The organism is uncultured Dysosmobacter sp., assembly GCF_947631165.1.
Classification (GTDB): domain Bacteria; phylum Bacillota; class Clostridia; order Oscillospirales; family Oscillospiraceae; genus Oscillibacter.
Genome location: NZ_CANRKH010000018.1, coordinates 34,122 through 55,767, shown reverse-complemented (window position 1 = coordinate 55,767; position 21,646 = coordinate 34,122). Strand labels below are relative to the sequence as shown.

The 21,646-nt window shown below is 59.9% G+C and carries 21 protein-coding genes; 6 read left to right on the top strand and 15 right to left on the bottom strand.

The features are described from left to right. The first annotated feature begins 107 nt into the window (after positions 1 to 107). Positions 108 to 668: an RNA polymerase sigma factor gene (locus Q0Z69_RS10160; RefSeq protein WP_298032917.1), complete on the top strand. Its 561-nt coding sequence runs from the start codon at positions 108 to 110 to the stop codon at positions 666 to 668. Further along, positions 665 to 1,453: a hypothetical protein gene (locus Q0Z69_RS10155; protein WP_298032915.1), complete on the top strand. Its 789-nt coding sequence runs from the start codon at positions 665 to 667 to the stop codon at positions 1,451 to 1,453. Before Q0Z69_RS10160 ends, Q0Z69_RS10155 begins: the two co-directional genes overlap by 4 nt. A 42-nt stretch (positions 1,454 to 1,495) precedes the next feature. Here Q0Z69_RS10155 and Q0Z69_RS10150 read toward each other — a convergent pair whose 3' ends face one another. The 3 genes from Q0Z69_RS10150 to Q0Z69_RS10140 form a co-directional block, all read right to left on the bottom strand. After that, positions 1,496 to 3,955, bottom strand: a complete 2,460-nt coding sequence (locus Q0Z69_RS10150) for an ATP-dependent Clp protease ATP-binding subunit (protein WP_298032912.1) — start codon at positions 3,953 to 3,955, stop codon at positions 1,496 to 1,498. A gap of 35 nt (positions 3,956 to 3,990) precedes the next feature. After that, positions 3,991 to 4,482: a UvrB/UvrC motif-containing protein gene (locus tag Q0Z69_RS10145; RefSeq protein ID WP_298032910.1), complete on the bottom strand. Its 492-nt coding sequence runs from the start codon at positions 4,480 to 4,482 to the stop codon at positions 3,991 to 3,993. 61 nt (positions 4,483 to 4,543) lie between these two features. Continuing rightward, entirely contained in the window at positions 4,544 to 4,996 is a 453-nt protein-coding gene (locus tag Q0Z69_RS10140) for a CtsR family transcriptional regulator (RefSeq protein WP_298032909.1), read from the bottom strand. A 299-nt stretch (positions 4,997 to 5,295) separates the two neighbouring features. Here Q0Z69_RS10140 and Q0Z69_RS10135 point away from each other — a divergent pair, with 299 nt between their 5' ends. Beyond that, positions 5,296 to 5,469, top strand: a complete 174-nt coding sequence (locus Q0Z69_RS10135; RefSeq protein ID WP_235228717.1) for a DUF362 domain-containing protein — start codon at positions 5,296 to 5,298, stop codon at positions 5,467 to 5,469. A gap of 198 nt (positions 5,470 to 5,667) precedes the next feature. Here the strand turns inward: Q0Z69_RS10135 and rny are convergent, their stop codons facing one another. Together rny and Q0Z69_RS10125 are read right to left on the bottom strand one after the other, a co-directional pair. Further along, the gene (gene rny / locus Q0Z69_RS10130) at positions 5,668 to 7,215 is read right to left on the bottom strand and encodes a ribonuclease Y (RefSeq protein WP_298032904.1); all 1,548 of its coding nucleotides are present in this window, start codon (positions 7,213 to 7,215) and stop codon (positions 5,668 to 5,670) included. Between the two features lie 227 nt (positions 7,216 to 7,442). Further along, positions 7,443 to 8,186: an N-acetylmuramoyl-L-alanine amidase gene (locus tag Q0Z69_RS10125; protein ID WP_298032902.1), complete on the bottom strand. Its 744-nt coding sequence runs from the start codon at positions 8,184 to 8,186 to the stop codon at positions 7,443 to 7,445. A 173-nt stretch (positions 8,187 to 8,359) separates the two neighbouring features. On the opposite strand from Q0Z69_RS10125, the gene Q0Z69_RS10120 reads away from it, so the two are divergent. Further along, positions 8,360 to 9,589 carry a class I SAM-dependent rRNA methyltransferase gene (locus Q0Z69_RS10120; protein WP_298032899.1) on the top strand — a complete coding sequence of 410 codons (1,230 nt, stop codon included), beginning with the start codon at positions 8,360 to 8,362 and terminating at the stop codon, positions 9,587 to 9,589. Between the two features lie 574 nt (positions 9,590 to 10,163). Here Q0Z69_RS10120 and Q0Z69_RS10115 read toward each other — a convergent pair. From Q0Z69_RS10115 to Q0Z69_RS10105, 3 genes are all read right to left on the bottom strand, one after another. After that, positions 10,164 to 10,430 carry a hypothetical protein gene (locus Q0Z69_RS10115; protein ID WP_298032896.1) on the bottom strand — a complete coding sequence of 89 codons (267 nt, stop codon included), beginning with the start codon at positions 10,428 to 10,430 and terminating at the stop codon, positions 10,164 to 10,166. A 159-nt stretch (positions 10,431 to 10,589) separates the two neighbouring features. Next, positions 10,590 to 10,943 carry an HNH endonuclease gene (locus Q0Z69_RS10110; RefSeq protein ID WP_298032893.1) on the bottom strand — a complete coding sequence of 118 codons (354 nt, stop codon included), beginning with the start codon at positions 10,941 to 10,943 and terminating at the stop codon, positions 10,590 to 10,592. Positions 10,944 to 11,243: 300 nt separating this feature from the next. Beyond that, positions 11,244 to 11,759: a putative ABC transporter permease gene (locus tag Q0Z69_RS10105; protein ID WP_298032890.1), complete on the bottom strand. Its 516-nt coding sequence runs from the start codon at positions 11,757 to 11,759 to the stop codon at positions 11,244 to 11,246. Positions 11,760 to 11,938: 179 nt separating this feature from the next. Here Q0Z69_RS10105 and Q0Z69_RS10100 point away from each other — a divergent pair, with 179 nt between their 5' ends. Next, positions 11,939 to 12,505, top strand: coding sequence for a uracil-DNA glycosylase family protein (locus tag Q0Z69_RS10100; RefSeq protein ID WP_298032887.1), 567 nt, complete (start codon positions 11,939 to 11,941; stop codon positions 12,503 to 12,505). Between the two features lie 149 nt (positions 12,506 to 12,654). Continuing rightward, positions 12,655 to 13,218 carry a biotin transporter BioY gene (locus tag Q0Z69_RS10095; protein ID WP_298032885.1) on the top strand — a complete coding sequence of 188 codons (564 nt, stop codon included), beginning with the start codon at positions 12,655 to 12,657 and terminating at the stop codon, positions 13,216 to 13,218. A 195-nt stretch (positions 13,219 to 13,413) separates the two neighbouring features. On the opposite strand, the gene Q0Z69_RS10090 is transcribed toward Q0Z69_RS10095, so the two are convergent. From Q0Z69_RS10090 to Q0Z69_RS10060, 7 genes are all read right to left on the bottom strand, one after another. Then, positions 13,414 to 13,896 carry a GNAT family N-acetyltransferase gene (locus Q0Z69_RS10090; protein WP_298032942.1) on the bottom strand — a complete coding sequence of 161 codons (483 nt, stop codon included), beginning with the start codon at positions 13,894 to 13,896 and terminating at the stop codon, positions 13,414 to 13,416. Positions 13,897 to 13,911: 15 nt separating this feature from the next. After that, positions 13,912 to 14,466 carry a helix-turn-helix transcriptional regulator gene (locus Q0Z69_RS10085; protein ID WP_298032882.1) on the bottom strand — a complete coding sequence of 185 codons (555 nt, stop codon included), beginning with the start codon at positions 14,464 to 14,466 and terminating at the stop codon, positions 13,912 to 13,914. 204 nt (positions 14,467 to 14,670) lie between these two features. Continuing rightward, positions 14,671 to 15,339 carry a HEAT repeat domain-containing protein gene (locus Q0Z69_RS10080; protein ID WP_298032879.1) on the bottom strand — a complete coding sequence of 223 codons (669 nt, stop codon included), beginning with the start codon at positions 15,337 to 15,339 and terminating at the stop codon, positions 14,671 to 14,673. Positions 15,340 to 15,545: 206 nt separating this feature from the next. Next, a complete protein-coding gene (locus Q0Z69_RS10075) occupies positions 15,546 to 17,561 on the bottom strand; it encodes an S-layer homology domain-containing protein (RefSeq protein ID WP_298032876.1) in 2,016 nt (671 codons plus the stop codon). Positions 17,562 to 17,575: 14 nt separating this feature from the next. Next, positions 17,576 to 18,835 carry an ABC transporter permease gene (locus Q0Z69_RS10070; protein WP_298032874.1) on the bottom strand — a complete coding sequence of 420 codons (1,260 nt, stop codon included), beginning with the start codon at positions 18,833 to 18,835 and terminating at the stop codon, positions 17,576 to 17,578. Next, a complete protein-coding gene (locus Q0Z69_RS10065; RefSeq protein ID WP_298032873.1) occupies positions 18,832 to 19,533 on the bottom strand; it encodes an ABC transporter ATP-binding protein in 702 nt (233 codons plus the stop codon). The genes Q0Z69_RS10070 and Q0Z69_RS10065 overlap by 4 nt, the downstream gene beginning before the upstream one ends. A 10-nt stretch (positions 19,534 to 19,543) precedes the next feature. After that, entirely contained in the window at positions 19,544 to 21,241 is a 1,698-nt protein-coding gene (locus Q0Z69_RS10060; RefSeq protein WP_298032870.1) for an HlyD family efflux transporter periplasmic adaptor subunit, read from the bottom strand. Positions 21,242 to 21,646 lie beyond the last annotated feature (405 nt).

Sequence of the window (21,646 nt, the reverse complement as noted above, 5' to 3'; positions counted from 1 at the left end):
CAAAAATATGAACAAATCAAGCTTTCCCAATTTTCGGGAAGTGTGATATCATATCTGCAATATCCCGTGATTTTTTTCGTGTATACAGGCAGAAGGAGGTGAGCGCCATGGAGGACCATCAGATCGTCGCTCTCTACTGGGCCAGGGAGGAACTGGCCATCACGGAAAGCGCCGCCAAATACGGCGGCTACTGTTTGGAGATCGCCCTCCGCATCCTCGCCGCCCGGGAGGACGCGGAGGAGTGCGTCAACGACACCTGGCTCCGGGCGTGGGACGCCATGCCGCCCCACCGCCCTGAACGGCTGGATACCTTTTTGGGCAAGATCGCCCGCAACCTGTCCCTGGACCGCTGGAAGCGCTCCAACGCCCAAAAGCGGGGCCAGGGCCAGACAGCGCTGGCCCTGGCGGAGCTGGAGGGCTGCGTCCCGTCATCGTCCACCGTAGAGGGAACACTGGACGCCAAGGCCCTGACGGAGTGCCTGGACCGCTTTCTGGCGGAGCTTCCCCGGCAAAAGCGGGTCCTCTTCGTCCAGCGGTACTGGTATCTCTGCTCCGTCAAAGACATCGCCGCCCGGCACAGCATGGGAGAGAGCGCCGTGGCCTCAGTGCTGTTCCGCCTGCGCCGGCAGCTCCGGGACCGCCTGGAAAAGGAGGGCTTCGCCATATGAACGGAGAACAGCTTTTATATGCGGTAAGCGGCATCCGGGATGACTTCATCCGTGAAGCGTCTCCCGCCGCCCCGGTGAAACACCGCCATATCCGCCGCTGGGCAGCGGGACTGGCGGCCTGCCTGGCACTGGCGCTGATCGCGGTCTGGCCTAAGGGTCCCGGCAGCGCCGCTCCCGGCTGCGATGGTGCCCCCAGCGTGGTGGTGGACGGCGTGACCTATCTTGAGTCCGGCTATTTTGAGCACTCCCTGGAATGCCCGGAGGGCTTCACCCTGGCCGGGGATGTGAAGCTGGAGGGCTATTCCGATCCCTGCCCCTACTACACCAGTCCGGACCATCCGGAATGGGTCTATGTCTACCAATGGTGCTATGACCAACGGACCCGGGAATACTATCAAGCCTATGTTCGCTATGTGACGGAGCCGCTCCGGGGAACCGATCTGCTGCGGTATCAGGACCGGCTCTACATTTTCTTGAACGACGCCGCCTATCTCCACTACACCGCGGAGGTCGCGCCGGAGGACCAGGCCCGGTATGACAGCGTTCCATACAGCGCCGTCACCGACCGGCTCCCGTCAGGCTTCGTCCCGGTGGGAAACGCCGTGTTCGACGGTCATGATGCGGTCCCCACCTCCGAGCTTGGCAGCAATACCCGCCAATGCAGGGAGCTGGTGCTGGCCGACCCGGACCAGCCGGACCTCCTGCTGGTCCGCTGGTATGCCAACGGCGGAGAGGCGGAATATTGGGTCTATGTGCGCCTTGGCAGCGAACTACAGTCCTCATGACAGCAAGCGCCCCTGCCGGAAGTTCCGGCAGGGGCGTTTCGTTTATTTCGTCACGCAGAGTCTGTGATCCTCCACCGTCAGCCTGGCGGTGTCTCCCGCGGTCAGAGTGCCGTCCAGCATCTTCTCCGCCACGGCGTCCTCCACCTTGCTCTGGATGGCCCGGCGCAGGGGACGGGCGCCGTATTTGGGGTCGAAGCCCTCCTTGGCCAGCTCCGCCACAGCCTCGTCGCTGGCGTCCAGGTGGATGCCCATGGTCTCCATCCGGGCGGAAACGGTCTTCAGCATCCGGCGGGCCACTTCCTGGATATCCGCCTCCGTCAGGGCGCGGAAAACGATGATATCGTCGATGCGGTTCAGGAACTCGGGACGGAAAGTCTGGCGCAGCTCCGCCATCACGGTCTCCTTGGCCTGCTGGAACTTCTGCTCCGCGTCGGGGTCCGCGTCCCGCGCCTGGGCAGAGAAGCCCAGCTTGGCCCCAGCGGCAGTCAGGCTCTTGGCGCCGATGTTGCTGGTCATGACGATGACCGTGTTCTTGAAGTCCACGGTACGGCCTTGGGAATCGGTGATGCGGCCGTCGTCCAGGATCTGCAGCAGCACGTTCCACACGTCCTCGTGGGCCTTCTCGATCTCGTCGAACAGCACCACGGAATAGGGCTTGCGGCGGACTTTCTCCGTCAGCTGTCCGCCCTCGTCGTGGCCCACATAGCCCGGAGGGGAACCAATGAGACGGGATACCGTGTGCCGCTCCATGTATTCAGACATGTCGATGCGGACCATAGCATTCTCATCGCCGAACATGGCCTCCGCCAGGGATTTGCAAAGCTCGGTCTTGCCCACGCCAGTGGGACCCAGGAACAGGAAGGAGCCAATGGGCCGCTTGGGGTCCTTCAGTCCCACACGGCCCCGGCGGATGGCCCGGGCCACAGCCTTCACAGCCTCATCCTGGCCCACGACCCGCTCGTGCAGGCTGTCCTCCATGTGCAGCAGCCGCTGGCCTTCGTCCTCCGTCAGGCGGGTCACGGGGATGCCTGTCCAACCGGACACCACGGCGGCGATGTCCTCGGCGTTCACCGGCCGGTGCTGGGCATTGTTCTTCCGGCGCTTGTCACGCTCGATCTCCACCTGATCCTGGTAATTCTTCTCAATGTCCCGCAGCTGGGCCGCGGTCTCATAGTCCTGCTTGGCAATGGCCGCCTCCTTGTCATGAGTCAGGGCGGCGATCTTCTCCTCCAAGCTCTTCAGCTCCGGGGACAGCTCCTCCGTCTCCATGCGGACACGGGAGGCCGCCTCATCCATCAGGTCGATGGCCTTGTCCGGCAGGAAGCGGTCGTTGATATACCGGGCGGACAGGCTGACGGCGGCCTCCAGCGCCTCGTCGGTGATCTGCAGCTTATGGTGCTGCTCATACTTCTCCCGCAGCCCCCGCAGGATCTCCAGGCTGGCCTCCTGGCTGGGCTCGCCTACCTGCACCGGCTGGAACCGGCGCTCCAAGGCGGCGTCCTTTTCGATATATTTCCGGTACTCGTTCAGCGTGGTGGCGCCCACAACACGGATCTCACCCCGGCCCAGGGCAGGCTTGATGATATTGGCGGCGTCCACAGCGCCCTCGGCGGAGCCGGCGCCTACGATGGTATGCAGCTCGTCGATGAAAAGGATGACGTCGCCGGACTTCTTGACCTCTTCCAGGGCTTTCTTGATGCGCTCTTCAAACTCGCCCCGGTACTTGGTTCCGGCCACCATGCCGCTGAGGTCCAAAGACAGGATCTTCTTGTCCAGCAGCTCGTCCGGCACATCGCCCATGACGATCTTTCGGGCCAGGCCCTCGGCGATGGCGGTTTTGCCCACGCCCGGCTCGCCGATGAGGCAGGGATTGTTCTTGGTGCGGCGGGACAGGATCTGGATGACCCGCTGGATCTCCCCGTCCCGGCCGATGACCGGGTCCAGCTTGCCTGCCCGGGCGTCGGCGGTCAGGTCCCGGGTGAATTCCTTCAGAGTCTTGTTCTTGCCGCTGTCCTCCCGGGCGGCTGCCGCCGCGGTCCTGGCCTGGCTGGCCTTGCCCCGAGGCGTATCACTCAGCTTCTGCATCAGGGCGGTATACAGGTGCCGGGCGTCCACGCCGGCGGTCCGCAGGATGCGGACCGCCATATTGTTGCCCTCTCGCAATAATCCCGCCAGCAGGTGCTCGGTGCCTACATAGTTATAGCCGCCCCGGATGGAGTCCTCCATGGCGATCTCCACGACCCGCTTGGCTCGTGGGGTCAGGCCCTGGGCGGGGTTGCTGCCGGGCAGACCCACGCCCACACTCTTTTTGATGATAGACACGATCAGCTCGTCGGTAAGGCCCGCCTCGGTGAGGACCTCATGGGCCAGCCCCTCTTCCTCCCGGACCAGGCCCAGCAGCAGGTGCTCGGTGCCCACGTAGCCGTGGCCCAGATCTCCCGCCGCCTCCTGGCTCAGCCGCAGGGCCTCTTCCGCCCTGGGGGTAAATTTGTTTTCATTCATATTCTTTTGCCTCCCTTTCTTGGGAAATCCCTGATTTACTTGCTTTCCTTGTGCTGGGCCTCCAGGGACCTGATCTGATCCCGCAGCTCAGCGGCCCGCTCGAAATTCTCCTGGTGGACGGCCTTCTTCATCTCCAGCTTCAGCGCGTTCATCTGCCGCTGATAGGCGAACCAGCTCTGCTCCTCCTGCCCCACCAGCGTGTCCTGCTTCTGGGGCTCCTGTTCCTCCTTCTGGGCAGGCGCCGCGCTCAGGGCGGGCATATCGGCGAAGAAATCATCAAAGGGGTCCTCCAGCATCCGGCCCATCAAACTGGGCATGGGCGTGAAGAAATCGTCGAAAAAGCTGCTGCCGAAGAGGCTGCCGCCGAAGAAGTTCTGCATCATCCGCTGGTTCTGGGCCGCGAGGCGCTGGGTGTAGCCCAGCTTTTCGGCACACTCGCTGCAAAGATGCTTTTCCTCCACCTTGCCGTTGATATTGCTTTGATAAACAAAGGTCACTTCATTCTTACCACAATGTTCGCACTTCATAATTGATTCCTCCTATATGACTGTATATTTTATTTGTTGACAAATCTCGCACAGGTATCCCTCAAGCCCGAAGGATCAAAACCTGCTTCATGATATCCGCCCGGACGCTGTCCCGCAGCTCCCGCGGCACGGCCCCCAGAGCCTTGTCGCCCACGGCAGTCAGCAGCGCCTGGCCCACGGCCTCCTCCAGCGCCCCGGACTGCACCAGATTGCTGAGGATAGCCCTGGCCGACGGCAGGTCCACCTCGCCGCCCAAGGAGTTGATGACGTGCATCATCAGCGTCTGCCGGTCCATATGGACTCGGGTGATGCGGATGTATCCGTTGCCGCCCCGACGGCTCTCCACGATGTATCCATGTTCTGGAGAAAACCGGGTGCTCATCACATAGTTAATCTGGCTGGGCACGCAGTTGAAGCGCTGGGCCAGATCGCTGCGCTGGACCTCCAACACACCGTTTTCCGCCGTCTCCAGGCTGTCCTGCAGGAAGCTTGCGATCAGATCAGAAATACCCACTTGGCGATCATTCCTTTCCCGCAAAGTTTTTTGTTTGACTTTGACTTTCTTTGACTTTCTGGCGTTAGTATACCACTCTCCACGCAAATGTCAATAGGTTATTTTTGACTTTCTTTGACCAATTTGAAAACAAATTATGAACAGAACAAATCGCATGGAGTTAGTTGCTGCAAACCACTTTTCCACACGGTTTTTACGAGTTTTCCCCAAAAATATGTTAGGTTTTTAACCAGCTTCCTCTTGCATTTTCGGAATTGTATGCTAAAATAGGAATCACAAATCTTATGGAGGTGCTTCCCATGGCCTACAAGATCACTTCTGCCTGCGTGAGCTGCGGCTCCTGCGCGGACGCTTGCCCCGCCGGTGCTATCAGCCAGGGTGATGACCAGTACGTCATCGATGCTGCCGCCTGCCTGGACTGCGGTTCCTGCAGCGACACCTGCCCCAATGGCGCCATCGTCCCCGAGGACTAATCTAAAAGGGATACATAAAAGCCCCGTAGGCACAGCCTGCGGGGCTTTTTGTCCCTCTGGCAGCGGGACACGACCGCCCCAAATGAAACTGTCCGATCAATTAAGATCTGCTATACTGTTTTTGAGTTCGCTGTCCACTGCGGGTAACAAAATCACAGCAAGAAAAACGTCCCCCGGATTCCTCCGGGGGATGCTCGCTTATTTTGCGTATTCCACGACCTTGGTCTCGCGCAGGACATGGACCTTGATCTGGCCGGGATACTCCATCTCTTCCTCGATCTTCTTGGCCAGGTCCCGGGCCAGAATGACCATCTGGTCCTCGCTGACCTGCTCGGGCCTCACCATGACCCGGACCTCGCGGCCGGCCTGGATGGCATAGGCCTTATCCACGCCGGGATAGGTGCCGGTGATGGTCTCCAGCTGCTCCAGACGTTTGATGTAGTTCTCCAGATTCTCACGGCGAGCACCGGGACGGGCAGCGGAAATAGCGTCCGCGGCCTGGACCAGGCAGGCGACGATGGTACGGGGCTCCACATCATTGTGGTGGGCCTCGATGGCGTGGATGATGTCCTCCCGCTCCTTGTACTTCCGGGCGAATTCCACGCCCAGCGCCACATGGGTCCCCTCCATCTCATGGTCGATGGATTTGCCCAGATCGTGGAGCAGGCCGGCCCGCTTTGCGGCCATGACGTCGGCTCCCAGCTCAGCGGCCATCATGCCGGCGATGTGGGACACCTCCACGGAGTGCTGCAAAACATTCTGGCCGTAACTGGTGCGGTAGTGCAGGCGTCCCAGCATCTTCACCAGCTCGGGGTGCAGGTTGCGGATGCCGCACTCGAACACCACCCGCTCTCCCTCGGCCTTGATGGTGGCCTCCACCTCCCGGCGGGCCTTTTCCACCATTTCTTCGATGTGGGTCGGATGGATGCGGCCATCGGCGATCAGCTTTTCCAGAGCCAGCCGGGCGATCTCCCGCCGCACCGGCTCAAAGCAGGAGACGGTGATGGCCTCCGGCGTATCGTCGATGATCAGGTCCACACCGGTCAGCGTCTCGATGGTGCGGATGTTACGGCCCTCACGGCCAATGATGCGGCCCTTCATCTCGTCATTGGGCAGGGGAACCACACTGACGGTCAGTTCGGCCACGGAGTCGGCTGCACAGCGCTGGATGGCCTGCGCCACCACTTCCCGCGCCCGGGCTTCGCACTCCTCTTTCATGCGGGACTCGACCTCTTTGATCTTGAGGGCGGTCTCGTGGGTCACCTCGGACTCCACCTGGTCGATGAGGTACTGCTTCGCCTCCTCGGCGGTAAATCCGGAAATGCGCTCCAGCATCTCGGTCTGGCTGCGCTTGATGACCTTGATCTCTTCCGTTTCCTTGTCGATAGCCGCGTGTTTCTGGGCCAGAGATTCTTCTTTTTTCTCGATGGCCTCGGTCTTGCGGTCCAGATTTTCCTCTTTTTGCTGCAAGCGGTTTTCCTGCCGCTGCAGGTCGGCTCTGCGGGATTTTTCCTCCCTCTCGTATTCGCTGCGGTTTTTCAAAATCTCTTCTTTGGCTTCCAAAAGGGCTTCTTTTTTCTTGCTCTCGGCACTCTTGATGGCCTCGTTGACAATGCGCTTTCCTTCTTCCTCAGCGCTTGAGATTTCCTTCTCGGAGACATTTTTCCGATAGCGAATACCGAGTGGGAAGCCAACCGCCAAGCCCACGACCAGCGCCACGACGCCGGTGATGACAGCCTGTATCACGATTTTTCCTCCTAAACATTTCGGTATTGGTTCGCTGTTATATCAAAGTAGCTTGATATCGGACGACCGGCCGGCACCCCTGCTGCGAGCCGATAGTAATCCTTATTTAGTTTAATCGTTTACTGGACGGGTGTCAAGTCAAAGTGCGTAAAAAATACCGGCGCTTTTATGAAAAAACACCAGAGCGGGAAGACTGCCTATCCGTTCCCCGCCCCAGCCGCCGCTTTTCACGCCTCGTCCACATACGCCGCCGCCGCGTAGCCCACTTCCTCTCCGTATCGGATCACATACCAGCCCTGCCACTCGCCCAGGATGGTCACGGCGGCGCCGTTGGGCATGTGAGCCAGCACCACACCGGCGGAAGACGGGGCGGCCCGGAGGTTCAGCGTGCCGTAATTGAGGCGCACGACACCGGGGACTGGGTCCATAGGATAGATGAAGGGCAGGCCGAAAAGGCTGGTCAGGGCGCGGGCCAGCTGCTGGGCGATGGCATCCCAGTGGCCCTCCAGCCAGACGGCGTCGGCATAGTTGTCGTGATAGCCGATCTCCACCAGCACCGCCGGCGCCCGAGAGCGGCGTACCTCCCCCAGCGTAGTAGTGGAGCGGGTGGTGACCTTATCCGGCAGGGGGTATATCTTTCGCAGCTCCTCCGCGATCAGCTCCGCCGCCCGCTGACCCTGGGCGCTGCCGGGATAGTAAAAGGCAATGATGCCCCGCTCTTCACCATACCGGCCCTCCGGGGCGGCGTTGGAATGCAGGGCCAGGTAAAAGTCATAGTCGCCGGCGTTGGCCTCCCGAATGGAGGAAGCGGCGGTCATATCCGGCCGGTTGCGCTTATATCGGATGCCGTTGGACACCAGATAGGGTATCAAAGCGTCCGCCAGCAGATTCATATTGTATTCTTCCGACCCGCTTCCAGTGACATATTGGTTCCAGTCTTGAGTGCTGGGGCTGAGATAAATGATAGGCATACGCAATCCCTCCTTTTGTTTATCCTATGGCATTTCCCGTGAAAGTGTGATATAGTCATCGCAGTTGAAATCGAAAAGGATCCGACTGATCCTTTTCATAGACTCTGGAAAAATACAGGAGGCCCCGGATGGCCGCGTCTCAGCCGTCCGGAGCTCACAGGAGGAAGCATGATATGAAAGCGGAGCGTGGCTATCCCCGGTTCACCGTGACTCCAAAGGCGGAGGCCGCCATCCTGCGGGGCCATCCCTGGGTCTATGACGCAGAGATCCTGGCCGTGGAGGGCACGGCGGAAAACGGTGAATTGGTAGATATCATAAGTAAAAAGGAACGATATCTTGGCACCGGATTTCTGTCAGAGCACTCCAAGATCCGAGTGCGGCTTATCTCCCGAAACGCCAACGACCGGTTTGACGACGTCTTTTGGGAGCGGAAGCTGCGATGGGCCTGGGAGTACCGGAAGAGCGTGATGTCCCCCGCTGATCTGGACTGCTGCCGGATCATCTTCGGAGAGGCAGACGCCTTCCCCGGCCTGACGGTGGACAAGTTCCACGACCTGCTCAGCGTCCAGGTGCTGTCCGTGGGCATGGAGCGTATCAAGGGCCGGCTGCTGCCCGCTCTGGTCCGCCTTCTGCGGGAGGACGGCCAAACCATCCGGGGCGTGTTTGAGCGGAACGACGCGGCCCTGCGGGAAAAGGAGGGCCTGTCCCAGTACAGGAGCTGGTTCCCCCTGCCCGGCGAGGAGACGCCGGACAGCCCCATCACGGAGATCGTGGAGAACGGCGTGCGCTATCTGGTGGATGTGGAGAATGGGCAAAAGACCGGCTTTTTCCTGGATCAGAAGTACAACCGTCAGGCGGTGGCCCGGCTGGCCCGGGGCAAAACGGTGCTGGACTGCTTTACCCATACCGGCTCCTTCGCCCTGAACGCGGCCATGGGCGGGGCCAAACACGTCACCGCCGTGGACATTTCGGAATCCGCTGTGGAGATGGCCCGGGCCAACGCCGCCCGGAACGGCCTGGAAGACGTGGTGGAGTGCGTGGCGGCCAATGTGTTCGACCTTCTGCCGGAACTGGAAAGGCAACCCCAAATATATGACTTCATCATCCTGGACCCACCTGCTTTCACAAAATCCCGAAAAACGGTGGCCAACGCCATCACTGGCTACAAGGAGATCAACTACCGGGCCATGCGCCTGCTGCCCCGGGGCGGATACCTGGCCACCTGCTCCTGCTCCCACTTCGCCACGGAGGAGAAATTCACAGCCATGCTCCACGACGCCGCCAGAGACGCCGGCGTTCAGCTCCGCCAGATCGAAGCCCGCCAGCAGAGCTGCGACCACCCCATCCTCTGGGGCGTGGATGAGACCAATTATTTGAAATTTTATCTCTTTCAGGTGGTTTAACTCCGTCGTTTTTCCCCCGCCCCCGGAGGGGGAGGGGGCCAGGGGGAAGGGGGGAAAGCCCGCCGCAGCGGTATCTTTTGGGGGGCTTTGGTCCCTCCGCGGCCAAAGGGCCGCGGCCCCCCCAAAAGGGGGCCCCAAACCGGCTCTTATGGGGCGGGGGGGCCCCGCCACCACAGCGGGCCGACCACGGCCCGCGGGGTGTTATGGCCGCACCGGCGTGGACGGGGCAAGGCCGGCCGCTTGCGGCCGTGCATTTCAGCCTTGCCGCGGCCCCTGCCGGTGTGGTACATGGCGGGGGGGGTGCCCCTAACCGGTTTGGGGTGGCCCGACAATCCATTTTGGGACCGCCGCCGAAACGCGGCCGCCGCGCCGTCCCCCGCAAGGCAGTGGCGGACGCTAGGGGCGGCGGATGGGCCCAAAATTGATTAGGGCCATACCTTTTTAGCCCTGGCGGAGCCCCCGCAGTGGGGGCGAGCACAGGGCAAGCGGCCCAGCGACGGGGGCCAGGGCGGAGGGAGCCGCCGCCTTTCGGGCGGCGGGCCCACAGCCGCGGCCCCCCGAGCGGCCGCCCGTATCAGTGACCGCCGCCGCCCTGGTGGTTTTTCCACGCGGCCATCCACGTACGCAGCATGTAGTTGATGAGGGTGTATCTGGTGACGCGTGCCTCTTTGCAGCACTGTCGAAGTTCTTCGTCCTGTCTTTTTGTAAAGCGTGTGGATTCCGTGCGCATGTTCTCCGCGTCCCACTCATGCCCGCTTGCCCACCGCCGCCGCTTGAGGTATTCATCCTGCCCCGCCTCTACGGCTACTTTGTACGCTGCATCTGACCATCTCGTGTCCATCTTCTTCTCCTTCCCGATACCCCCGGGGGGTATCTACTTATAGAACGTTTGTTCTACTTCCGCCCTACATTTGGTGGTGCCCATACTATCTATCTACCATATTTTGTGTCATTTTACTATCGTTTTTCCACTTTCTCCATTTTTGCCAGGGTGAGGGGCTTAGTGCCCCTCTTCCCTTTCTTCCCCCGCGGCCCTGGCTTTCATTTCCATAAAGTCCTTTGTCCAGGGCCACCAGGACCCCGCGTAATAGTCCGCGACGTACTCCACCGCCGCCTGGTTCAGCTCTTCTTGGTCCATCCATTCCGGCATATCCGGCCACCTGGTTCCGTGTATGACCCCGTGGCAGTACATGCATAGCGTGATGAGGTTTTCCGGCTCGTTGTTCCCCCCCTGGGACCGCTTTATGACGTGGTGTATCTGGATTGCCCGGGGGGAATCGCACAGGGCGCACCGGTAATGGTCCCGCTTGTATACGGCCTTTCTGGTCTCTTTGCTGACGTTTGCGCTTAGCATCGTGTTGTCCTCCTTTTCAAAGATGCTTCCTGCGCACTACGGCTTGTCAAGGACGCGAAGCGCCACCTGCAGGTGGCAAGCCCTGGCGGCTATCCCGTTGCCGCCTGGGCGCTGTCCTTGACTGCCGTGGTATCCTCTGCAGATAATGAAAAGGAGGGCGACACGGGCCTTCCTGTAGGAACCTGCGCCGCAAGGCGCACCCCTTGGTTATCCATCCTCTGGGGCGTGGATGAGACCAATTATTTGAAATTTTATCTCTTTCAAGTGGTTTAACAGGAAAACAGGCGATATAGCCGCCGGCTATATCGTCTGTCTCTTGTCTATGGTCCCTAGCGCCGCTAACGCTTTCGCGGAGCATAGTGCGTCCGCCGTAAACACCAGCAGCGCGGCATAGGTGACGCCCGGCGGGATGCGGGCCGCCAGCGCAGCCAGCGGCGGCTGCACCAGCCATACCGCCAGGGCCGTCAGCAGACCCCAGACCAGGGTAAAGGGCAGACACACCCGCCCCCGCAGGTTGCCGGGGACATGGGAATAATCCCAAAACCGCACGCCCAGAACGGCTTCATAGGCCCAGTGGACGGCGTATTCCACCGCTGTTGCCGCCAGACCGCCCCACAGGAGCAGCCAGCCGCTCCGCTGGACCGCCTCCGGCAGAGCCAGCACCGCCACCATCCCCAGGCCGTACACTGGACACAGGGGCAGCATCAGAAAGCATCTCCGCACCTGATGCTCCGCATGAGTCGCCAAGGCGAAGGCCTTCTCCAGGCCGCAGCCCAGAAAGCTGTATATCCAGAAATACCAGAGCCAGCCGGCCATGGTCCCCACCTTCCTTCCATACGGCAGTATGTTCCAGGGCCTGGGCATCTATCCCTCCATTGCGCAGGAAGTTTTTTCATGGTATACTACACAAGGAGCAATACGGCTTTTCAGGGCAGAAGCAGCGCCAGAGGCGTGACCTTTTGCCAGCGGCCATTCATAAACAGAGGAGGCGCGCTATGAGCGATACTTGGGAAGCGTTAAAGCGGGAATGCTTGTCCTGCCGGGGCTGCGGGCTGGCGGAGACCAGGACGCATGTGGTATTCGGCGACGGTGCGGAAACGGCAGACATTCTGATGATCGGCGAAGGCCCTGGGCAGCACGAGGACGAGCAGGGCATCCCCTTCGTGGGCAGGGCCGGGCAATTGCTGGACGACATGCTGGAGATGATCGGCCTGGACCGCACACAGGTCTATATCGCCAACATCGTGAAATGCCGCCCGCCCCAGAACCGGGACCCCCTGAACACGGAGCAGGAGGCCTGCATCGGCTGGCTCCGGCGGCAGACGGCCCTGCTGCGGCCCAAGATCATCGTATGCCTGGGCCGCATCGCCGCCAAGGTCATCATTAAGGAAGACTTCAAGATCACCGCCGAGCACGGACAGTGGTTTGAGCGGGGCGGCGTGCAGATAACCGCCATCTACCATCCCGCCGCCCTGCTGCGGGACGTGAACAAGCGGCCGGAGACCTTTGAGGACCTGAAGTCCATCCAGGCTAAGATCCGGGAGCTGCGGAAACAAAGCTGACATGTGCATATGGAAGGAGGGGTAAAATCCCTCCTTCTTTTTCAGGTCTCAGCGCGCTGAAATAGTTGTTAACTAAATATTTTTTAAAGGTTGACAATTATATCCTTATGTGGTAAGCTTTGAAAAGTACCACATAGGAGGAATGTTTTATGACCGCTGAATCCAAAACCGCGTCCCGGTTCCGGACACTGGACATGGCCTATATCGCGCTGTTCGCCGTTTTGATGGCAGTGTGCGCCTGGATCTCCATTCCCGTCACGCCGATCACACCGGTTGCCTTCACGCTACAAACCTTCGCCATCTTCACCGCCCTGCTGACTTTGGGCGGACGGCGCGGCACCTATGCGGTCATCGTATATCTGCTGCTGGGCATGGTGGGGCTGCCGGTCTTTTCCGGTTTCAGGGGCGGCCCCGCCGCGCTGCTGGCAGCCTCCGGCGGCTACATCCTCGGCTTCATAGGCACCGCCCTGCTCTTCTGGCTGCTGACGGCCAAGCTGGGCAGCTCCCTGCCGGTGGCCATCGCCGCCTGTGTGCTGGGGCTGGCGGTGTGCTACGCCTTTGGCACCGTCTGGTTTTTGAAGGTGTACACCTCCGGCCCAATGGACCTGTCCAAGGCCCTGGGCCTATGTGTGACGCCCTTCATCCTCCCGGACCTGTGCAAGCTGGCGTTGGCGGCGGTACTGTCCCGGCGGGTCAAGCGGTTTTTGAAATGACTGAAAAGAAGCGTCCGGCAAATGCCGGACGCTTCTTTTCAGTCATTTTTTCTTTTGACGGAGATGTTCGTCTACCTTTTTCAGTCCCTTGAGACACAGGTACATGGCCGCAGCCAAAATCCCCAAGCCTCCCGCCAGATCTTTTCGATCTCCATTTTTCGCCATGATCGCACCTCTCCCCACCTTCAGGCGGATTTAAAATGTCAGCCGCATATCATACCAGACTACGCCGCCGTGGACCGACTGGGATACGCCCTCGCTGTGAAATCCAAAGGTCTCGTAATAGTGGATCAGCTTGTCCTTGCAGGTGAGGACACAGCCCTTCCGACCCTGTGCCCAGGCGTCGGCAAGGACTCGCCGCATCACCTGGGCGGCATAGCCCCGGCGGCGGTACTGGGGCAAGGTATTGACGCCGAAGATCATCTGCCATGCGCCGTTCTCGTCGTGCAGGTCTGCGTCACTGTACATCTCATCCCGCAGCAGCGGCTCGTCAGTGACCAAGCCGTTGATGAAGCTGACCAGCACACCGTCCTTCTCCAGCAGCCAGAAGTGGTTGGGATAGACTGCCAGCCGCCGGGCAAAATCTCTCTCCGAGGCGGCCTCTGCGGCAGGGAAGCAGGCGGCTTCCACAGCCGCAACGGCAGCCAGATCAGACAGCGAGGCGGTACGGATCACTATCATATCAACGCTTCCTCACTTCAGGTATTGGTAGACCAGCAGCAGCCGTGCCGTAGAGTTGGTCATGTTCTCAAACTGGTAGGGCAGGTCCGCCGCCAGCCGCAGAGCGTCCCGCTCAATGAGACGGAAGGTCTTTCCCTCCGTCTGCAGGCTGACGGAACCGGAGAGCACAGTGGCATAGCACACACAGCCAGGTACGCTTGGCTCCGGCGCGTAGTGGGCGCTGATGTACAGGTCTAAGAAAAAACTCTCCAGCCGGGTCACATCGTCGTAGAAGAAATTGGGCCGCAGGACCACTTTTCCAGCGTCCAGCTGCTGGGGCTTGGTGTCTACCTCCCGGTAAAGGGTCAGAGCCTCAAAATCGTCGTTTTCCATCAGCACCTGAGCCGGGACCTTCAGCGCCGCCGCCAGCTTGCCAAGAATGGCCACCGAGGGGTTGGCCTCTCCCCGTTCGATCTGGCCCAGCATGCTGCGGGACACGCCGGACTGCTCCGCCAGCCGCTCCATGCTGAGCTTTTTGCTTTTGCGGATGCGTTTGATATTGTCAGCTACCGCGCGATTCAACTCCATAAGGTGGGTCTCCTTCGGCAGAAAGTTTACTATACTGTTTGTTTGCCTTTTTATAGTAAACGGTTTGTCGAATTTTGTCAAGGAGGGAGATGATATCTCCCTTTTTCCCTTGGTTTTGTTACTTCTCCACTTTTCAGATTTTTTGCCGAAACGACCGAGCGGGCACCCTTTATGGAGAGCAGGCTTAAAACTGGAACCTGCTTTTTAGCGGCAATTTCGCTCTTGAATAAACTGGATGGCATATTGGGCTGTCATTTTTATGTCCGGACGGCGGCTTTTGAGAAATCGTTTCAGGAAAGGAATGTCCGCTGGCTCACCGATACCCTGCATAGCAATACTCGCATAGTAAATCTCATATTGATACGCTTTCTCATCCTCTTGGCGGAGATAATAAAGCAACAGATTTCTGCTTTCTTCCCTTGGACAGGCTCCTAAAGCACGGATAGCACTGTATCGTACTGTATTGCGATCATCTTTTGCCAATGTGAGAATGTTCGAAATATCCAGACTGACAGGAATTGTTTTTCCTGCTGGTCTCCACCAATCATACACGCGGTCTAACATGGAGCAGAGCACATATTGATCGGTTTCCACACCCAGCCGCTGCAGAAAAAAGGCGCATGAACGCTCATCAAAAGCCGCCTGCATCAGACGCCCAAAGATGAAATAAGCAGCATCTCGTATCTCGCGCTGGTCTTTTTTCTTGCCGCCATGTTCTTCAATAATTTCCTGGAGAAGCGGGAAAAGGGCTGGGTCAGTCAGGGTTTCTGCCTCCCGATGTGCTTTCCAGCTGGTCGTTTCAGTGCTTACGGTAAACTGTTCATCTTTTGTATTGAATTTTGTGATCAGCTCCAGAAGTTCCGTTTTATCCATATGCAGCATCCTATCTTATTTCTCCGCTGGCGCAAATCAAAATTTTTCATTTACACCATATCACAGCCAATTTTGAATTTCAATTTGCAGTCGATAAAATTGCCAGCGTTATATTCCTGGATATTTAAGAAGACGGCCGGAAGCGGTGCTTCCGGCCGTCTTACAAAAATCAAGTTCTGCCTTCCCAAAAAGTTCTTGCCTGACTCTTACTTGGAAGCGGCCTTTACCTCGATCACACGTACCACGCCGTCCTGGACGTAGAGGTTTGCCTGATCTGCGTAGTCCCGGGCCTTCTCCAAAGACACCCAATCTTTGGTATCCCGGTTGTAGCACAGCACGGTGTCCGGGTCTACGATGTAGGTCCGGCTGCCGAAGGTCACCGCCGTGTCGCCGATCCAAGCGTTGTTGGAGACGTCCTTCAGCTCCGTCAGCTTCACCATACTGGAGAAGCCGCTCTCATTCCGGTTGAGCTTCGCCGCCACATAGTCGCCGGTCTGGACATTGTACTTCATCTTGAAGGGGCCCACCTTCCGCGTGGGCGTCTCCACGCCCAGCGCCTCAGTGTACAGCGTTTCCGTGGTTTCGATATAGCCCTCGTCGTTGGGACCCTTTCCGTTCTCATCCTTGACGTAGATCTCCTCACGGCTGGAGGTCCAGAAGGCCCGGCCATAGATGGTGGTGTCGTCCAGAGCGCCCCGCAGCACGATCAAGTCCACCTGGCCGGCCCAGTTGGTACGGGCGTAGAGGATCTGCCCATTGGGCACCACGCTGGCCGACAGCTGATTCAGCGTGATCAGCTTGCCGTCCCGATAGATGGTCACGTTGTCCGTCAGCTTCTTGCCGCCCAGCTTCCGCTCTGCCACCTTCAGGTCGCCGGTGGCGTTGCCGGTGGCGCGGCTCAGATTCACCCGGTCCTTCTGGATAGAGGAGACCCGGACCACCTGGCTCTCGAAATCCTTGGCGGCTTCCGTCTGGATGGGGATCATGGTGGTGCCGCACAACAGCTGCACCACGCCATCCTCTACAACGCCCACCACATTGCTGCGGACGGTGCCTTCCGGCTTGGCCGCGCCAGCTACCTGCCCGTCCGCCGTCAGCAGCAGCGTCATCTGTTGGCCGGGCTTGAACTGGGCCAGGCTGTCCTGGGCAGTGGGCAGCACCTGAAACTCATGCCCCAGCGCGGTGATCTTGGTGGGATTGGTAGGATTGGGTGTGCAGTCCTCATAGTAGACGCTGAGGCGGGCGTCGCACACCAGAATGGAGTTGGTGGCTGGATAGTAGGTCGCCACGTCGTTCTTCCGCAGGTCCTTCACTGTGGCGGGTGTCCCGTTTTTGTAGATGGTATAGCCGGTGGTGCCAGCCAGAGCCTCCAGACCCGCGCCGGAGCCGTCGGCATAGATGATGACCGCCGCACTGGCGCTGCCGATGCCGGTGCCGGTGGAATTGGGCAGGAAGGTCAGGGCCTTGCCGTCGGCCAGGACCACTCTGCCCCGGCTGCCCGTCAGACTGCTGGAATCGGTGGGATGGACCATGGTGTAGCTCTCGGTGGAGGTCTTCATGGTGCCGCTGCCGCCATCCAGGGAGATCAGGTCCGTCTCCTCGCTGAGGGTATACAGCTTGCCGCCCTCCTGCTTGTCCACGGACAGCAGGTTCACGAACAGGCGGGCCGCTTGAGCGCGGGTCAGCACATCGTTGCCGCCGGCCCGGATGCCCTCGGTGAGGCCGATGGTCTGGGCCATGGCCATATAGCTGTCCGGCCACACGCCGCCCACGTTCTCGTCTTTATAGGCCAGCATGCGCAGCAGGATGGTCACCGCCTGGCCCACCGTGACCTTGCGCTCGGGATAGAATTTGCCGTCAGGATATCCGGCGATGATGTTCTTCCCCTTGGCCGCCATGTTGATATAGCCCGCCGCCCAGTGGGAGGGCTTCACGTCCGGGAACACGGTAACGGTGCGGTGCATCCCCAGCTCGCTGCTGCCGTTCATGGCGTAGACCGCCATTTTGCAGAACTGCGCCCGGGTCAGCTGGGTGTCGGGACGGAATGTGCCGTCCTTGTAGCCGTCCAGCACGCCCATCAGCCGCAGCACCTCCACGGCGGTACTGGTGGTCTGGTCCGATACATCGGAAAATCTGGTGACCGCCGCTCCCTGAGCCGGAAGGACCAGCAGCGACGCGGCAGCACACACCGCCAGAAGAAAGCTCAAAATACGTTTTTTCATAGTTCCTCTCTCCCTTATTCCGCCCGCAGCGCTTCCACAGGCTGGAGATTGGCGGCCTTGACCGCCGGATAAATGCCGAAGATGATGCCCAGAGCCACCGACAGCGAGAACGCGCAGACGGTGATCCAGACCGCCGGGTAGATGGTCATTTGGAACATCAGCCTGCCGGCGATCACACTGCCCGCCGTTCCCAGGCCGATGCCCAGGATGCCGCCGATGCCGCAGAGCATGGCGGCCTCCATCAGGAACTGGGTCACGATGCTGCTGCGCTGGGCACCGATGGCCCGGCGGATGCCGATCTCCCGGGTCCGCTCCGTCACCGTGACCAGCATGATGTTCATAATGCCGATGCCGCCCACCAGCAAGCTGATGGCGGCGATGCCGCCCAGCACCAGGGAGATCATGCCCATCTGCTCCGCCTCGTACTGCTGCCAGGAGTTCTCCATGTCCACATAGGCGTCGCCGGTATTGCGGTCCACCAGGCCCTTGAGGAAGCCCTCGATCTTGCTCTTGACTTCCATCATCACATCGCTGTTGCTGCACTTGACGATAAAGTCCGTGGGCTGCTCCCCGCCCAGGACCCGTCGGGCGGTATAGGGCAGGATGATGAAATTATCGACCCGCACGCTCTGGTAGTCCTCGCCCTCGATGCGGGAAGCGTAAACGCCCACTACATCGAACTTGCAGCCATTGACCTGCATGGTTTTGCCCACCGGGTCCGCGGAGCCGAAGAAGGTCTTGGCCGCCCTGGCGCCCAGTACACAGACCTGATTATAGTTCCGGGTATCCAGCACCGACAGGTCCCGGCCCCTGGCAATGGTCAGATTTCTGCACATGCTGTATTGGTCGCTGACCAGATAGACGTTGGGCGGCATGTCGCCCACAACGTTACCCTTTTCATCGACCTGATAATCCTGCATATTGGAGCTGTTCTTGGTGCCGTAGCTTACCGTCAGATCCCAGGAGCGGCTGTTGGGTGTCACGCCTACCACGCCCTCCAGACCCACGCAGTAGTCGTACAGATCCGGGAAGTAGTCCGGAGCCAGACTGTTGCCATCCTCGTCGTACATCCAGGAATAGATCGACACCTGCAGCTGGTCACTGCCCATGGCCTTGTACTGCTCCATGGTCTTTTCCTTGTAGCCGTTCATAGCGGAGACGATGGTCATCACCGCGCCGATGCCAATGATGATGCCCAGCATGGTCAGCATGGACCGGCCTTTTTTGCCCAGGATGGATTTCCACGCCATTTTGATGGCCTGCCGGATATTCAAAGCCAATCCACCTCCTGTTGTCTGTCCTCCACGATCTTTCCGTCCTGGAGCCGCACGCAGCGGCGGGCGGTGGCGGCAATGCCGTTGTCGTGGGTTATCAGGATGACGGTGCTGCCCTCTTTATTCAATTGCTGCAAAAATTGCAGCACCTCGTGGCCGGTGCGGGAATCCAAAGCACCGGTAGGCTCGTCGGCCATGATGATGGGAGGCTTGGTGGCGATGGCCCGGGCAATAGCGACCCGCTGCTGCTGTCCGCCGGACATCTCCGTGGGCTTATGCTTCACCCGGCCCGCCAGCCCAACTCGCTCCAGCGCCTCCATGGCCAGGTCGTAACGGTCGTCGGCGTTGATACCCTGATAGATCAGAGGCAGCTCCACATTTTCCAGCACCGTCAGGCTCTGGATTAGATTGTACTGCTGAAAGATGAAGCCGATCTGCTTGTTGCGGATGTGGCTCAGCTCCTTGTCCGTCAGCTCCCGCACGTCGGTGCCGTCCAGAAAATAGTCGCCCCGGGTCGGGATGTCCAGGCAGCCCAGCACGTTCATCATGGTGGACTTGCCGGAGCCGGACTGGCCCACGATGGCCACGAACTCGCCGGGATCTACGGTCAGGGACACGCCGTCCAGCGCCCGTACCTCGCTCTCCAGGCCCTCGCCGTAGATCTTGAAAACGCCGCGCAATTCAATCAAATGTGCCATGGCGCCGCCCTCAGTAGTACATGCCCATCCGCTGGATCTGCACAAAGATCTCCGTGTCCGCTTCCACGCCGGACTTGATCTCCACGTTATAGTTGTCCTGGATGCCGATCTCCACCGGCACCGGCCAGTAGCCCTCCGGGATCTCCTCGTCGATCATGGGGACCTCCACGGCGTTCTCCGGCCGCTCGCCGCCTACATACACTACGTTGGCGGTGGAGCCGTCCTCCAGAGAGACCATTTTCACCGCCTGGATGGGAACTACCAGGCAGTTGTCGTTCTCGCTGGCCACCAGCGAGTAGTTGATGTAGCTGTTGACCTGGATGGTGCCCTCCGTGTTGTCAGCGGAAATGGTAATGGGATACTTGGCCACGCCGTTGTTGACGGTGGAGGAAAGGCTGACGGTCTCCACCATGCCGAAGCCCATAGTGCCCCACTGATCCAGATCCACGCTCATGCCGGGCTTGATATAGCTGATATGGCGCTCGTCCACATCAGCGCTGACAGTGATAGTGGAGGTATCGGAGATGGTGACGATAGCGGTATTGGCCGCCACCTCGTCGCCGGGTTGGATGGTCAGGCCGATGACCGTGCCGTCGATGGGAGCCACGGCATTGCAGTTGGCCAGGTTCTCCTCGGCGGTTTTTAACTCCTCCTGGGCGCTCTCCAGGCTCTGCTGGATGGTGAAAATCTCGCTCTCGCTCTCCTCGCCGTCGATGCGGACCAGCACCTGACCAGCGGAGACCTGGAGGTAATCCACTAGGCCGCTGGAGATCACGGTGCCGCTGACGGTGGAGCACAGGTCGCCCACGCGGTAATACTCCAGCTTGCCCGGCTCATAGGGATAGACCGTCTCGCCGTTCACCACGGCGGTGGCGGAGGCCGTCATCTCGGCGGAGAGGGCGCCCTCGTTCTGCAAAATGATCTCGGCGGAGAAGAGCTTGGAGCCTTCCGGCGTGATGCGGCTGACCATATGTACCGCCTCCACCGTGCCGGGGATGGTGCTCATCAGGGCCGGAATGGACACGTCCACCGTCTGTCCGGCCTTCAGGTCTCCGGCGTAGGCATAGCTGTAATACTGGGTCAGGCGCATCCGGGTGTCGTCCGCCAGGACGGCCACCTTCTCGCCCTTGGAAATGGTGTCGCCGGGGTTCAGGGTCACGGTCTCCATCAGCTTGCCGGGATAGCCCGCCGACAGGTTCAGTCCCGCAATGTCCTTCTGGGCCTGGGAGAGCTGTTTTTCAAAGCCCTCCACATTGCTGCGGGCCTTCTCCACGGCGGTCTGAGCCGCGGGAGAATCGATGGTGAACAGCGGCGTGCCGGCGGTCACCTGCTGGCCCTCGCTTACCATCACATCCACCACCGTACCGGCAGTGGAGAGATTGATGGTCTCGCTGCTCTTGGCGCGGGTCAGGCCGCTGCCCTCCACCATGGAGGTGATCGAACCATACCGCACCATGTCAGTGATGACCTGGGATTCCTCTTCCCCCTTGCCGCCCAGCAGCTTCCAAGCTGCCAGGCCCACTGCCGCCAGCACCAGCAGCACCACGATCCAGCGGACGATCCGCCGCCGTTTTTTCTTGGGGATGCCCTTCCATTTTTCCTTGAGAGACGGTTTCTTTTCCGTCCCGGCGGTCTCCGGGGGCGCGGAGGTCTCAGGAGCGGCGTTCTCCGCCAGCTCCGCCTGGTCTCTCTCCATGATTTCCGACATAGGCTCTACTCCTTTTTCGATACAACTGTATCACTTATGCTAGTACAGTTTTCTTGAGAAAACAACAACAAAACGGTAACAGTTTTGTAAGAACCCGTATTCATGCCCGGGGAATGCCGGATGAGCGAGGGATTTTTTCGTCAGACAAGGAGATTTCTGCAGACATACTGTCGTATGGATGGAAAATCGACGCAGTCCCGGCGGAAAAAGATCCGCCCAGGCGGTGTCCAACGATTGTGAATACGAGTCCTAAACAGTCTCCTTTTTTTAGACGGAAAAGATGGGCCGTGGGTTCCCGATCCTGAAAAATTTTCCGCGCCAGCCACGCCTCCCCCTCCTGCCCCACAGAAACGCCTGATACGCGGAACCGCTCCGGCGGTTGGCCGGAGCGGTGATTCGTTAGGT